The sequence below is a fragment of the Dyadobacter crusticola DSM 16708 genome (assembly GCF_000701505.1).
GTDB classification, from domain to species: domain Bacteria; phylum Bacteroidota; class Bacteroidia; order Cytophagales; family Spirosomataceae; genus Dyadobacter; species Dyadobacter crusticola.
Map to the genome: position 1 here is coordinate 1 of NZ_KL370786.1, position 14,761 is coordinate 14,761.

Genomic DNA, 14,761 nt, shown 5'->3' on the forward strand with positions numbered 1-14,761 from the left:
TTTCGTCCGATATTCAATCTGGCTTTCAAGGGCTAAATTTCTTCTTTTGACTGAGCTTACTCGTGCCTTTAGAATGGCAGAAACAATCAGGAAACTGCCGATTCCGCACAACAGAAAAAACCACCAAGTCTGATACCATAGTGGTGGGACCGTTATCTCTATACTCACGTACTCGTTATTGCCTCTTCCAAAGCCATTCTGCTTGCGAACATGTAAAACATACTTGCCGTGTTTCAACTGCAAAATGTTAATAACGTCACTGGAAGCTTCGATAGGCAACCATTCCTGGTGGCTGGGCGTAGTGTTCGGGGCAGTCAATGCGTAAGAAAAGTGGATATTTTCCGGACTTCCAAAATATGGTGTGGTTACAAAGACCCTTAACTCTCTTTGGTCCTGCCGGAAAGTGACGTTATTATCTTTTAGTGAAGCAGCCTTGCCATTTATTTCAATCCGGTCAACAATAATCCTTTTATCGGGCAACTCGGTAGAGATTTGCTCGGGTTTGAACCAAACCAAACCTTTGATCGAAGGTAAAGATACATACCCGTTGGCTAGTCGTACTGCACAGGGCGAGCAGCCACCATTAAATTCATTGGTGTAGAAGCCGTCGGCCTTGGAGTAATAATGATAATATGGTTTTACCTGTGTTTCCGAATAGTCTAAGAGGTCTTTTTTGAGTATTTGGAACAGGCCCCGGTTTGTGGAAATCCAGAAAAATCCTTTCTCATCTTCAACAATGCAGTGCGCATTGGCAAGGTGCCTGTTTCTATCGAGCGGAAAGCTCGTTAGTTTCCCATTTTTAAGCAGGAAAAAACCATCCTTATAAGTTGAGATCCAAATCTCATCGCTGTTACCTGGGATATGTAAGCTACGGATATGAGAGTTCTCCAAGCCTTTGATGTAAGATACCCTTCGGGTCGGAATATGTATCTTGTACAATCCCATGCCAGTCCCCACCCAAAGTATGTCTTCGGTTTGCTGCTGGATCCAGGAAGCGTGTGTCATGGGGCCTGCCAGGAAAAGCTTGGGCTCGGCGGCAGGGTCGGCGGGATCCAGCGTGTATAACCCGGCAGATCTTAGCCCAATCCAGATTCTTCCATCCCTTCCCTCGTACAGTTGGGTTATTTGCGCTGGCAAAGTCCACTTCCTTTTGACTCTACCACCTGGTTCCGTTTCAAAGATGGTGTAACGCTTTTCAGACCACATATTACCCCTGCTGTCAACGAGTAAAGCTGTAAGATCCGTCTTACTAAGACTTTCTATTTGACGGGCTGAGATCTCATCACTTGATTCATCGTAGGAAAACACGGTTCCGTAACTTGTAAAGACGCTGTTATTAATCGCCACCTGACTATAGAAGACATTATCTGCTCCTTCAAAACGTGCATAGACAGGCCGGAATGGCTTTTTCTTCAATACGAACAAGCCGTTTATTAAAGTTCCCAGGAAGATCCGGCCTGTTTGCTGATCGAAGTGTACCTTCGTAATTTGATTGGCCTCAAAGTCGAAACCTTCTAGTATGAGACTCGTTTTAAGTTCACCTCTTGATCCCTCATGTACCGTATACAGTGATTTCCCGAGCTGGATATATACTTGGTCTGTACAGTTATTCCAGTGAATCACGCCTTTGTTACCTTGGACATGCAAGGGATGATCGAGAATGTCACCTGAAAGGCTTACATACTCAGGGAAGGAAGGTGACGTATCTGCAAAGCGAGAAAACGCGCCGTTCTCGAAAAGGTATAAGTTGTTCTTCAATCGGAAAAACCCCCAGAAATCCCTATCTGCTAACGGAAAAGATTTGATTCGTCTTTTGCCCTTGAAGAACTCCACGTTCTTTTTGTCGTATATAAAGAAGTGATTATCACCAGTTGGAATGACGAGCTTCGAAAGGAAAATGTGGTCTCGTCCAAGACTAGGCAAACCTTCTGTCAAATAGAATTCAATGCCTTGCTGGTGGAGGGGTAGTGGTGCTATTCCTTCCTTGTACCAGCTGCTGTCCACAGTGGCTTGACCATTGATAATCCGGATATAGGTTCTCTCGTCATTGGCCGCAAAGAAGCTCCCGTCAGAATGTGCGGGATTTATATGAAAGGATGCGATACTCCGGTCGAAATGGCCTTTTCCGAAATTGTCGAAAATTTTAAATTTCCTCCCGTCAAACCTGGCCAGTCCACCGTCAGTCGCTAGCCAAACATTACCCTCAGCATCTGAGGTGATCGATTTGATACTATTTTGAGGCAAGCCATTCTCATCGGTATATTGACGCACCTCGTATGCAGAAAGACCGCCCACCTCTGCAAACTGAGCTTGGCTGATAAAGAATTGAAAAGACAACGCAAACGCTAAGAGATATGAACTAACGGTAAATTTCACTTTAACTACGATTTCAATTGTAAAGAATTCCGGAGACCAAATATAGAAAGCGTACTACAAGGGAATGTTATGAAAGCGAGAAATGTGACTCAAGATTGAGATCCGGGCAACAATTAAGCACCAGGTTTCTTGGGTAAATCTTATTTGGTAATTAACATTCGAGGCCTTGCTGCGGGACTTGGATTAATGATGAGCTTGAGGTAAAACGGTGGCGTTAAGTGCATCGTTTTTAAGCAATGATCTGGACATCAACATATTATAAATCCATTCCGAGCGGGATGAATGGCTTCAATTCCCAGTCAGCCGCTGTAAAGAAGCTTGCGAAAGGATTGAGGAATAAGTTTGAATAGAAGCTGAACGCATCACTAACTAATCCAGCTTTCCTACGCATTGGATACCGGCTATGAAGTGACGCATTGCGTTGGGATCCGTGAAGGTGCTGGCATGATGTCCCAGCGCGGTATGGAACATTCTTGCTTTTCCAGCCGCGTGCGGTGATAAGCCCCGCGCGTGGGTATGAACGGGAAAAAAAGTATGATTTCGAAATCTCGTCTCCAGCATCTGGCCTTACTAGTCCCAGTGATGCTCAGTATCGCAAGCCGAATGGGCCCGTTTCTGGGTGGCAGTCAGGATTTCTCCCGTTGTGGAAAGGAATACAACAACTTCAAGCTGTGTCAGGTATGTGGAATTGATCAGCGTGGCGAAAGCCGGCAGTTTTGCTGAAAATTAGTATGCTATTGGCTTTATCCACAGTTGGCAATGCAGATTCAGGCAGCAAGAGACACATGTACATCTCCGGGCACCCATCGCTGCACGGCAGGACATTGTTTGCCAATACATTGAAAGTGTGCAGCTTCCCGTCCATAGAGGTGTGAAAGGATCTCGATCTATTGCACAACTGGATTTGCAATCGCCGCCTTTTCGACGGCTTGCGAATCCAGTCGTGCAATAAATTCAAATCCGTGTAACCAGTATTCAGCCTGGTGCGGTGATGACGGAATTGTATGCCACATTTCTGACACGAAGTACCGCAATGACATGGATAAACTGGCTAAACAGATGACCTTTTGAACTGGTGAAGACATTGGCAACAGCAGCGTGCTCCGAAAAACGCAGGCTTCAATCTTTAGCCAGAACAAGCTTATAAAACGTTCCAGCCAGAAACGCACCCGCCAGGGGCGCCACTATAAAAAGCCAAAGCTGCTGTGTAGCCCAATCGCCCACGAAGAGTGCCTGACTGATGCTCCGCGCCGGGTTCACCGAGGTGTTGGTGACTGGGATGCTAATGAGGTGGATCAGCGTGAGACCAAGCCCGATCGCAATGCCGGCAAAGCCGAATGGTGCCGAAGGGTAAGTAGAACCCAAAATGATGATCAAAAACATAAAAGTCATTACGAATTCGGTAACAAGGGCAGCTGTCATACTGTACTTGCCGGGCGAGTGCTCACCATAGCCATTAGCAGCAAAATCGCCGATTTCGGCTCCGTTGCCGGTAACGATCACATAAAGCACGGCAGCACCGCCAATCGCACCTGTTACTTGTGCGATAATATAAGGCAAAAGCTTTTTGCCATCAAAGCGGCCTCCTGCCCAAAGGCCGAGTGAAACTGCGGGGTTCAGATGCGCCCCGGAAATATGGCCGAGCGAATAGGCAATGGTAAGTACCGTCAGGCCGAATGCCAGCGAGACCCCTAACAGGCCGATGCCAACCTGCGGGAATGTGGCCGACAAAGCGGCGCTTCCACAGCCACCTAAAACAAGCCAAAAAGTTCCGATAAATTCTGCAACGTAGTTTTTCATTCAAATATGGATGGTTAGGTACTAAAAGATAAATGTCTGGCGATAGCTATGTCCTGGACAGGTACACGAGCATGAGAAGAACAATGAATACCAAAGTATATGTCCAGTCTTTCCTGCCAAAACCAGGAGGATCTTCATGGGTCATTTTTTTGCGAGGTGTGCGATTCAAATAAAATAGTGCGGACTGGATTCCCGGTCGGGAGTGGTAAACGTTACTTGGTAACGGCTACTTCGTGTGTGCTGAGTGCGGTCAAGATCAATAAGATCGAAATCATCGCCTCTGAGATGTGCGAGCATTCTTTCAAAGATTAGTGGCTTCAAGGATCTGAGATTTGGGGTACAGGTCAATTATTACAAACTTCATCTTGGCGTGACCAGATAATGGTTCTGAACAATCAAAATCTTCGTCATAAGGTGATTTTCATAGGTACTAAGGATAGGGTCTGCACCCGTAAGAAGCTTATTTGGCGCAGATCAGATACATGCGGCAAAACTAGAAATAGTTTCTATGCGCTTCAAGAAAAAAGCCCTGAGTTGCAACTACTTTATTGTAGTATTTAATCTACATCTGGGCTTCATCATATAGCGGAATAGAACGGGCTAACTGGATCACTGCCAGGGTTCTCATACAGGGTATCCAGGTAAGTGCCCCGAGAACTTCTGTGTCGTCTTCCTAAAATTATTTCCTGCGCACGCCTGTGTAAGTGCAGTTTGAACTTTGTAGAAGTATCCCTACAAGTAGCGAAATATCGCGGCTCGAAATAGCAAAGTTAATTACCTTAGTAGGGTTAAATATCTCTAGTAGAATTCACTTAATCATCTTATCTATGAAACCAAAACAACTACTACCCACTACTCTTTTTGTTGTCCTTACGGCGTTGTCAACCTCTTTTGCCCAAGTGAAGATAGGCGCAAACCCGACGACTATCACCCCGAATGCAAACCTGGATGTAGAAGGCAACAATAACGAACACATGGTGGTATTGAATTCGGGTCATGTGGGTATCGGCCTCCAGGCGCCAAGTGCAAGTCTTCACGTTCAGGGCATCACGAATGTCAACAGGCCGCCATTTGCATCTAATGTTGTTGCGATTTTCGACCCAGCAGGAGGGAACAACGTAGGGACTCCGACTACCATTATGCTCAATGGCGGACGTGCGATGTTTGGTTACGAAATCGATAATCAGGTCAACAAATATCTTTTCTTGCGGGGCAATCAAGCAACAGACATTCGCTTGCAACCAATGAATGAAGTATCCATATTAGATTCGAATGCATTCGTTATGTCAGCTTCTAGCGGCAGGCATGGCTTCATAGGTCTTAACACAGAAGTCCCCCAATCACGGTTAGATGTTCGCGGAACGACTAAGGTGTTGGCTGGAACAGGGGTGCAAACCGGCAACGTTTGGAACGGAACTTCAAATATCAATGGATTTGAAGCGACCACTACGCCGACAGGGGATGCGTTTGTTGGTATACAGCGCTCCGGAAATGGTGCTCCCCTGCATCTTACTAAGCCTGCTGGCACCGTTGCAGGTCAGCAGTTGTTAGTTTTCGCAGTAGCTGGCACTTATATGGGAACAGTTACATACACTGGCGCAGGGGTACAATACAACACCACTTCTGATCAGCGTCTGAAAGAAAACATCAAGGCGACGAAATTCGGACTGGAATCCTTGAAAGCAATCAATGTGTACGACTACAATTTCAAATCGGATTCCAAAAAGGCGCTTTCTACTGGCGTTCTGGCTCAGGAGCTACACAAAGTGTACCCGCAGGCTGTTAGCGTTGGTGGTGCTGACGAAAAGACTTCTCCATGGCAGGTAGATTACAGTAAACTTGTTCCGATGCTGGTAAAATCAGTACAGGAGCTTAGCGATAAGGTAGAGTCCCTGGAAAGCGAAAAAGCACAGTTGAGCGCGGAAGTTGCAGCATTGAAAAAGGGAGTTAGTGGCCTTAATGAACAGGAAATACAGGCGTTGAGACAAATACTGGTTTCAAAAGAGGGGCAACATGGTGGAAAAACAGTGGCTAAATAAGTTTGAAAAGACTTATGACGGAAACGGCAAGTAATCACTGATGGCCGGCCATTAATTGTCTCATCATTCACTTTTTCAAATATGCTATGAAAGATATTCATGTAAATTCACTGTTAGCAAAGACCTGGGTAAACATCCTGTTGGCGCTGGCAGTCATATGTGCCCCGTGGGCCGCCCGAGCCCAAGAGGGCAGCCAGGGCAACACCACCATCTTCGGTGGCGCGCAGATGACCTTTTTCAGTAACCACAATTTTGCAACCGGCGGTGGGGGTGCACAGCCTGGGGTGATCCTTACCGAGCGTGCAGCAGGAAACTTTGGGGTCCTCAATTTTGCAGGTGCCAACCTTGTTTCCACAAACGCATCTGATGCGGGGTATGTGGACGGTTACGTCCGAAAGTATGGGACGGGACAATTTATCTTTCCCGTGGGTGATAATGGCAACCTGGGCCAGTTCGCTGCTTCCGGAGATGGAACTATGGGGGCATATTTTCATTCAGACCCTAATACTGCGACTACCAGTAACCTTTTCACAGGGTCAGATTATACGGCGCTTCCCTCGGGTGGACCATTTGCCACCAGCAGCATGGGGCCCAATGTCGATGTGGTAAGCACGGTAGAATACTGGGATATTGATGGGAGCAGCGCAACCCCGCTGACGCTGACCTGGGATGCAGGCAGCGCAATTGAGGCACTAACGAGCAGCCAGCTTAACAAACTGACCATCGTTGGCTGGAACGGGACGCAATGGGTGGCTATTGATTCTAAAATGGACACAACCTCTGTTTTAGGTGGCACAAGCGAGCTGACAGCCGGGTCGATTACGACAACAGCAGCTATTGTACCAAATACCTATACCGCTTATACGTTTGCCGCACTGACAATCCCGCTGCCTGTTACCTTGGTCAGCTTCAATGTTACAAAAGAAGGGCAGGCCGCACAGTTAAGATGGTCTACCACTGCTGAAACCAACAGTGACCGCTTCGAAGTAGAGCACAGCCTGAATGGCAAAACCTGGAACAAGATTGGGATCGTGAAATCTCATGGTGAAAGCAAGGTTTTGAGGGATTATCAATATACCGATTATGCGGCTGCAAGTGGCGGTCCGTCGCACGGAGAAAACCTGTACCGGTTAAGAATGGTGGACAATGACGGGACCTTTGCATATAGCCGTATCCGGAGTATTAGATTTGACGGTGGCGCCTCAGACTTGTCTATATACCCGAACCCTTCCTCTGATAAGCTCAACATCAGGGATTATGCCAATGTAAAGGAAATGGTTATAAGCGACCTGAATGGCCGCTCAGTATATCATTCCGCATCATTTTCAAAGGGCAATGGGACAGTCGATGTCAAGAACCTTGCGCAAGGAATGTACATTGTAAAGATAACCCGCCTAAACGGCGAATCTTCTACACATAAAGTTTTGGTTAACAAATAATCCGGCCGGCTATCCTGATCTAAATGCATCACGAGAACTAATGGAGCTAGGGTGTGCCAAGTGGTGCACCCTAGCAGTCGAAGTGTTTGTATTCATGCTATACCACGTCCTTTAAACAAGTAAGTAATCCACTTAAAATCCACTTAATCATCTTTTTTATGAAACCAAAACAACTACTAACCACCACTTTTTTTGTTGTGCTTACGGCGGTGTCAACCTCTTTTGCACAGGTGAAAATTGGAGCAAATCCCACGACAATTTCTGCTAATGCTAACCTTGATGTTGAAGACAACAGTGGGGGGCATATGGTGGTTTTAAAAAATGGAAATGTAGGTGTGGGTATTGCTGCACCTACCGTCAAATTAAACGTTCAGAATGGCAATCTTTCTGTCAACCAGGGGCCGGTCAACACATTCGGCACGGGCGTACAAGCTGCGGCATCCTTTGGAACAGGAAATGCCAATAATGGCTGGTACAGCATTAGTGTCGGACAAAATAACGTCGCCTCAGGACAGAATTCCTTGGTCATAGGCTTTGACAACTTCACAAGTGCAAATGGACGCAACGCTTTTACTTACGGCAGCAGCAACCAAGCCATTGCTGGTAATTCCTTAGCCGGAGGAACAAGTTCTTATGCAGCAGGTAACAATTCAGTGGCATTAGGACAAAGTACTCAGGCGACAGGCGCCGCAGCTATTACATTAGGGTATAATAATCTAGCTAGTGGAAATAACTCTGTCGCAATCGGGCATACAACACGCGCGTCAGGTGCCAGTGGTATTTCGATTGGATACAATACTACAGCATCCGGTGCTAATTCAATAGCATTTGGCCACAGCTCGACGGCCAGCGGGCCAGTGTCCTTTGCGGTTGGTTATCTCGCAGTAGCAGACGGAAATAACTCTTTTGCTATCGGACGTCAGGCACGAGCACTCCATGATGGAAGCATGGTAATTAGCGATGGGTACGTAACTGACGTCAATTCTTTTGCAAATAACAGCTTGCATATGCGTTTTGTCGGAGGCTATACACTCAGAACGGCCGCTAACAATGTCGGCGTCAGATTACAAAATGGTGATGTGACCTGGTCTAGTGTGTCCGACATTCGCGCTAAGAAAGATATCACCGATATTCAGGACGGATTGGCAGCAGTTATGAAATTACGTCCTAAAAAATACCATTACAAGGAAACAGATGAAAAGCACTATTCATTGGGTTTTATAGCGCAGGAAGCCATAAAAGTATTACCAGATGTAGTGAACACACCAGAAGACAAGAGTGATTTCATGTCGATCCGCTATACAGAGATCATACCTGTACTTACGAAGGCCATCCAGGAGCAGCAAGCAGAGATTGAAGCATTGAAGTTCGAAAATCAGGCGCTTAAAACTCAGGTTGAAAAAGTAGACAACCTGGCTGCAAAGCTGGTAGATATCGAAGCAAGACTACAGGGAATATCTGTTGTTAATGGGTCCACGACTCTGGAAAAATCAAAATGAAATCCGAGAGTGTGCTTATGAGCATTAAACAGACTTTACAATGAAACAAAAATATACCGCTTCATCCCAAAAAGGATGGATCAGCATGGCAGTTTCTGTGACGCTGCTTTTATTAGGGCATCTGGCCCAGGCGCAGGAGGGGTCTCAGGGCAATACCACCATTTTCGGCGGTGCGCAGATGACCTTTTTCGCCAACCACAATTTTGCAACCGGCGGTGGCGGTGCGCAGCCGGGGGTAATCCTGACCGAGCGTGCAACAGGCAACTTCGGCGTCCTCAATTTTGCAGGTGCCAACCTTGTTTCCACAAACGCATCTGATGCGGGGTATGTGGACGGTTACGTGCGAAAGTATGGGACCGGACAATTTATCTTTCCAGTGGGCGATAATGGCAACCTGGGCCAGTTCGCTGCTTCGGGGGATGGGACCATGGGGGCGTATTTTCATGCAGACGCTAATACTGCCACTACCAGTAATCTTTTTACTGGCAGCGATTATACGGCGCTGCCCACGGGCGGACCATTTGCCACCAGCAGCATGGGACCCAATGTCGATGTCGTAAGCACGGTGGAATACTGGGATATTGATGGGAGCAGCGCAACCCCGCTGACGCTGACCTGGGATGCAGGCAGCGCGATTGAGACACTAACGAGCAGCCAGCTTAACAAACTGACCATCGTCGGTTGGAACGGGACGCAATGGGTGGCCATTGATTCTAAAATGGACGCAACCTCGGTTTTAGGTGGCACAAGCGAGCTGACAGCCGGGTCCATTACGACAACAACAGCCATTGTACCTAATACTTATACCGCTTATACGTTTGCTGCACTGGCGGTGCCGCTGCCGGTTACCTTGGTCAGCTTCAATGTTACAAAAGAAGGACAGGCCGCGCAATTAAAATGGTCTACCACGGCTGAGACCAACAGTGACCGCTTCGAAGTAGAGCGCAGCCTGGATGGCAAAACCTGGAACAAGATTGGGATCGTGAAATCTCATGGTGAAAGCAAGGTTTTGAGGGATTATCAATATACCGATTATGCGCCTGCAAGTGGCGGTCCGTCGCACGGAGAAAACCTGTACCGGTTAAGAATGGTGGACAATGACGGGACATTTGCATATAGCCGTATCCGGAGTATTAGATTTGACGGTAGCCCATCGGATTTGTCTGTTTATCCAAACCCTTCTTCTGATAAGCTCAATATCAGGGATTATGCCAATGTAAAGGAAATGGTTATAAGCGACCTGAATGGCCGCTTAGTCTATCAGTCCGCATCACTTTCAAAGGGCAATGGGACAGTCGATATCAGGTACCTTGCACAAGGAATGTATATCGTAAGGTTAACATGTCTGAATGGCGAATCATCTACGTATAAGATATTGGTTAACAAATAATAAACTGGTTAACAAATAATAATTTGATAGCCTGGCTTTCGTGGTAGTGGAGTGAAGAGGGCACTGGTAATAGGTGCCTTCTTCATATAGCAATGTTTTTTGACATAGTATTAGGCTTATACAATTGTAAGCTCCTCCTGGATGATGGGTGAGGTGGCTCCGAAAAGCGGGACACATTTTTGCTCAACATGATGCAAAATGAAAGACCCAAAGTTCGTGAAAACTCGTCGGAGTTACGATCCTGAATTCAAACAAGAAGTGATCAGAATGCTCGTTTCGGGCAGAAGTGCTAGGGAAACTTCTGAGGCTTTTGGAATTGCCGAGAATGTTCTTTATCGTTGGAGAAGAATGGCAACGAAAAAGACAAAATCAAATAGCGGCGAAAGTGGCAACGAGAAAACAGCGAAGCTAGCTGCAGAAGTTGCTAAGCTCCGTGCTGAAAATGAGCGCCTGAAAACCGACCGTGAGATCTTAAAAAAGGCATTAGGTCTCTTGAGCCAGTCCGACTCAGGGACGTCTATGAGCTGATATACTCGCTTTCTCGGACGCACAAGACCAATTATTTATGCTCGCTCTTTGATGTGAGCAGGACGGCATACTATCGTTACCGTCAAGGGAAGAGCCACAACGCCGATAAAAAATACAACCGGCCGAAGCATGAAATTAGGAAAGAGTTTATTCAAAATTTCAAGCGATACGGTAGCAGGCGTATTAGAGAATCCTTGAAGCAAAAGGGGATAAAAATCGGCCGTAGGAAGATTGCTGAAATCATGCGTAAAGAAGGATTGAGAACTATTCAGCCCCCGAAATTTATTCCAAGGACGACAGATAGCAGTCATGGGAAACGGGTGTCTCCCAATCTTTTACTGGATCAGCCCAAGCCGAAGGCCCCAAATTGTGCATGGGTTTCCGACATCACGTATATGCCTCTTAAAGGGGGCAAATGGGCGTATTTATGCGTATGGATGGAGTGGTACGCCACCGCGGCTATTCTCTCGTCAGGTAGTTGGCTGGCAATTGGCTGATAATATGCAGGAAAGCCTTGTCCGGGAGCCATTGGAAAGGGCTCTTTTGAGGCGCAAGGTAAAGCCAGGGATGATCATACATTCTGATCGTGGTGGTCAATATCTGTCGCACAGAATGAAGAAATTAATAAAGACCTTCAAACTGAAACAGAGTATGTCCCGCGCGGATGATCCGTACGACAACGCCTGGGCTTAGTAACGCGGCTGCGTCACTAAGGTTTCAGTTCTAGTGCTATTTGTAACCCAAAGGGCAAGCACGTCCAGAACTTATTCTGGTAGGAACAGTTTAAAGGTTGCACCTTCTCCCGGTATCCCGTTTGCCTTTATGTATCCATTATGGTTTTCTATAATTTTTTTAACAATTGCAAGACCCAGGCCTGTGCCGGCAAACTCACTTCTGTTATGCAGCCTGCGGAACGGCTGAAAAATCTGGTCAGCATATTGTTGGTCGAACCCGATGCCATTATCCCTGACTTCAATCATTTGGAACCGTTTTTCGCCCTCACGACGGGATAAGCCTAAACCTTCCTGGTTACCTCTTACGATCTGCGATGAAACCTTTATGACGGACGTTCTGCCGGGGACAGTGAACTTTAAAGCGTTGCTAATCAAATTTTGAAACAACTGCCTGACTTGTGGCGCATAGCCATTGACAGGTAAAAGCTTGCCTACTTGTATATCTGCACCTTTTTCTTTGATGGCCGTTTCAAGGTCCATTAATACTCCTCTTACTTCCTCTTGTAAGTCCACCTGGATCTTCTGGTGTGCGCTCGATACATGGGAAAAGCTGAGCAAGTCATCAATTAACATTCCCATGCGTTCCGACGCAGACTGCATCCTTCTAATCAGATCCGCCCCGGCTTCCCCAATAGTGTCCCGATGTCTTTCTACGAGCAAGCTGCCCAATGATTTGATTTTCCTTAAGGGCTCTTGCAAATCGTGGCTTGCAACATATGCAAAGCCCTCCAACTCTTTATTAGACCTTTCCAGCTTGTCATTCGCATCCCGGAGCTGACGTGTCCTTTCCTGCACATGTTTTTCTAGTACCTGTTTACGCAGCCTTTGCTCGTGGATATCAATGACAGTGCCGATATAGCCCGCAAAATCACCGTCTGGGGTATACCGTGGCTTTCCCTGCGAATGTACCCAGCGATAATGACCTGTATGCCTGCGAAGCCGGTACTGGATTTTGTACTCCGATTTTGAAGCAAAAGCTGAGTCAATTACGTTTTCAACATAGTCAAAATCATCGGTGTGGATACCCTGCATCCAACCTGTGCCCGCCTGCTGCTCGGCACCGCGCCCGGTAAATTGAATCCAGCAGCTATTAAAAAAATCACGGTGCCTGGCTGTCTCTCCCATCCAAATCATTACGGGGGCCGTATCGGCTGCATTCCTAAAACGGTCTTCGCTCTCCCTGAGCGCTTGTTCAGCCTGTTTTAAAACCGTTATATCAACAAGCATATTGACCGCACCTGTCAAATGCCCGTCAGAAGTAAAAGTCGGACTTGGGTACGGCAGTACATGCTTTTTTAAACCGTCAGGCCTTTCTATGATGATCTCTTCACCGTAAACCGGCCTCTGTTCTTTTAGTGCTACGGCCATGGGGCAGCTGTCAAGCGGCATCGCTGAGCCGTCGGGACGGAAAATTTTCCATGACCCACACCAAAGGTCCTGACCAAGCACCGGCTGGCGCCCCCACAGGTCAACCGCTGCCCGGTTGAACATGTTTATATAACCGTTTGCATCTGTTGTGTAAAACGCTGCGGGCAAGCCCTCTACCAGCTGGCGGTAACGGTACTCACTATCCTGCAGTTGCAGAAAGAGCTGTTTGTTTGCCGTGACATCTACTGTAAAACACCTTGTGTGGATAAACTTTCCGTCAACGCGAAAAACATTGGAGCTGATATGAACAGTCCGTATACTGCCATCCTTACAAACCATTTCAGATTCATACTGGTTAAGTGCCTGGTCTGCCTTTAAACGTGTTAAGATATCGTCGATTTTGTGTGCATGCGCGTGGAACTCCGAAATGTGGTGGCCGATATATTCTTCTTTACTGTAACCGAGCATATTCAGCTCGGCCTGGTTCGCCCATTTTACAATACCGTCAGCATCAACCCAGTGAAGACCAACAGTTGCGTTTTCGAGATAGTCTTGCATCTCATCTGCATCTTTCTTCAAAGCATTCGAAGCAGTTTTTTGTAATGTTACGTCACTCAAGCAGTTGATCGCCCCTGTTATTTGCCCGCTCGGGTCATGGACAGGGACGACACTAGCGTTTACATGGATCAACGAACCATCTGGCCTTTCTATGATCATCTCCCACTGCTGAATGGGTTTCTCGTCTTCCAGGCAACGCGCAACTGGCGAGCTCGTGTGTGGAAGTAGCGATCCGTCGGAATTGTAAAGGCGGTACGACCCACAAAATTTTTGCAGGGGACTTTTCGGAGCATTTCTCCAAAGCTCTTGCGCTTTCCGGTTAAAGTAGGTAATCGTGCCATGCTGATCACAAATGCAAATCCCTACCGGCAAATGTTCCACCAAAGGCAGTTGGGCAGGATGCTGGCTATTCTCGACTTGAGTTGGTAAGGCAGACCATTGTTTTCTGTTATTCATCGCGAGCTTTTGGGGCGGTTAATGTTGTGTGCCGTCAACTTGAGAAGAGCTGACCGGCTAAGCAGACAACCGATCCGTTGACCGATATTACACAACAAAATTGAGCCGGGCAAGTAATGTAACAACAACATCACCTGATCTCTTACTTGATACGGAAAGCGGCCCGTGCAGAAAGGTACTTATTAGTTCTTTAAAGTATAATTATACCTTAATTTGTTATTTCTATACAATCTTCAAGTGTGGAAATGCTAGGTTGAGTAAAAGGAAGTTCATGTAAAAAGCCAAAATTAAAGAGGCTTAGAGCAGTCTGAGAAATATCCATCTTTCTAAGGCAAAGCATCATCACAGCGTCTGACCATGGTCAGGTGTGCCTTATAGCAGGCAGCGTAGCTGAGCGCGTCGCCTACAAAATCCATTGCGGCGTCTACTCATGCAATGCCCAATTGCCTCGAACTCGATGCATAACTAATAACCCGATAATTGGCCATCAATATTGGACTTGGGGAGAAGTCTCTTAGGGCCGAATACGTAAATATTACGTATTCGTTCAGCAATGAGCATATTCTTAGCACTA

At 46.8% G+C, this 14,761-nt stretch carries 11 protein-coding genes; 8 read left to right on the plus strand and 3 right to left on the minus strand.

Translation table 11 applies throughout. The annotated features are described in order from the left end of the window. On the minus strand, positions 1-2,376 hold a 2,376-nt coding region (locus tag Q369_RS0122010), incomplete at its 3' end, for a ligand-binding sensor domain-containing protein (protein WP_031529894.1). Between the two features lie 737 nt (positions 2,377-3,113). Here Q369_RS0122010 and Q369_RS29120 point away from each other — a divergent pair. Further along, positions 3,114-3,251, plus strand: coding sequence for a hypothetical protein (locus Q369_RS29120; protein WP_157488282.1), 138 nt, complete (start codon positions 3,114-3,116; stop codon positions 3,249-3,251). Positions 3,252-3,495: 244 nt separating this feature from the next. Here Q369_RS29120 and aqpZ read toward each other — a convergent pair whose 3' ends face one another. Then, positions 3,496-4,176, minus strand: coding sequence for an aquaporin Z (gene aqpZ / locus Q369_RS0122030; protein ID WP_031529896.1), 681 nt, complete (start codon positions 4,174-4,176; stop codon positions 3,496-3,498). Positions 4,177-5,003: 827 nt separating this feature from the next. Between aqpZ and Q369_RS0122035 the strand changes: the two genes are divergently transcribed. The 7 genes from Q369_RS0122035 (at position 5,004) to Q369_RS29605 (ending at position 11,764) form a co-directional block, all read left to right on the plus strand. Next, on the plus strand, positions 5,004-6,215 hold the full coding sequence (locus Q369_RS0122035; protein WP_084165819.1) for a tail fiber domain-containing protein: 1,212 nt from the start codon (positions 5,004-5,006) through the stop codon (positions 6,213-6,215). An 86-nt stretch (positions 6,216-6,301) separates the two neighbouring features. Further along, complete coding sequence (locus Q369_RS28525) at positions 6,302-7,654, plus strand: T9SS type A sorting domain-containing protein (RefSeq protein ID WP_051664215.1); 1,353 nt, start codon at positions 6,302-6,304, stop codon at positions 7,652-7,654. Positions 7,655-7,812: 158 nt separating this feature from the next. Beyond that, positions 7,813-9,153 (plus strand): tail fiber domain-containing protein, encoded by a 1,341-nt coding sequence (locus Q369_RS0122045; protein ID WP_031529899.1) that lies wholly within the window; start codon positions 7,813-7,815, stop codon positions 9,151-9,153. Between the two features lie 40 nt (positions 9,154-9,193). Continuing rightward, entirely contained in the window at positions 9,194-10,543 is a 1,350-nt protein-coding gene (locus tag Q369_RS29340; RefSeq protein ID WP_051664216.1) for a T9SS type A sorting domain-containing protein, read from the plus strand. A gap of 198 nt (positions 10,544-10,741) precedes the next feature. Beyond that, entirely contained in the window at positions 10,742-11,071 is a 330-nt protein-coding gene (locus Q369_RS0122055; RefSeq protein WP_031529901.1) for a transposase, read from the plus strand. Positions 11,072-11,124: 53 nt separating this feature from the next. Continuing rightward, on the plus strand, positions 11,125-11,568 hold the full coding sequence (locus tag Q369_RS29600; protein WP_229206920.1) for an IS3 family transposase: 444 nt from the start codon (positions 11,125-11,127) through the stop codon (positions 11,566-11,568). 4 nt (positions 11,569-11,572) lie between these two features. Then, positions 11,573-11,764 (plus strand): DDE-type integrase/transposase/recombinase, encoded by a 192-nt coding sequence (locus Q369_RS29605; protein ID WP_157488283.1) that lies wholly within the window; start codon positions 11,573-11,575, stop codon positions 11,762-11,764. Positions 11,765-11,835: 71 nt separating this feature from the next. On the opposite strand, the gene Q369_RS28535 is transcribed toward Q369_RS29605, so the two are convergent. Then, on the minus strand, positions 11,836-14,187 hold the full coding sequence (locus tag Q369_RS28535; protein WP_051664217.1) for a PAS domain S-box protein: 2,352 nt from the start codon (positions 14,185-14,187) through the stop codon (positions 11,836-11,838). Positions 14,188-14,761: the final 574 nt, after the last annotated feature.

Coding starts and splice junctions, on each gene's coding strand:
- aqpZ (WP_031529896.1), bottom strand. CDS start 4,176: ATGAAAAACTACGTTGCAGAATTTATCGGAACTTTTTGGCTTGTTTTA.
- Q369_RS28535 (WP_051664217.1), bottom strand. CDS start 14,187: ATGAATAACAGAAAACAATGGTCTGCCTTACCAACTCAAGTCGAGAAT.
- Q369_RS0122055 (WP_031529901.1), top strand. CDS start 10,742: ATGAAAGACCCAAAGTTCGTGAAAACTCGTCGGAGTTACGATCCTGAA.
- Q369_RS29605 (WP_157488283.1), top strand. CDS start 11,573: ATGCAGGAAAGCCTTGTCCGGGAGCCATTGGAAAGGGCTCTTTTGAGG.
- Q369_RS0122045 (WP_031529899.1), top strand. CDS start 7,813: ATGAAACCAAAACAACTACTAACCACCACTTTTTTTGTTGTGCTTACG.
- Q369_RS29340 (WP_051664216.1), top strand. CDS start 9,194: ATGAAACAAAAATATACCGCTTCATCCCAAAAAGGATGGATCAGCATG.
- Q369_RS28525 (WP_051664215.1), top strand. CDS start 6,302: ATGAAAGATATTCATGTAAATTCACTGTTAGCAAAGACCTGGGTAAAC.
- Q369_RS0122035 (WP_084165819.1), top strand. CDS start 5,004: ATGAAACCAAAACAACTACTACCCACTACTCTTTTTGTTGTCCTTACG.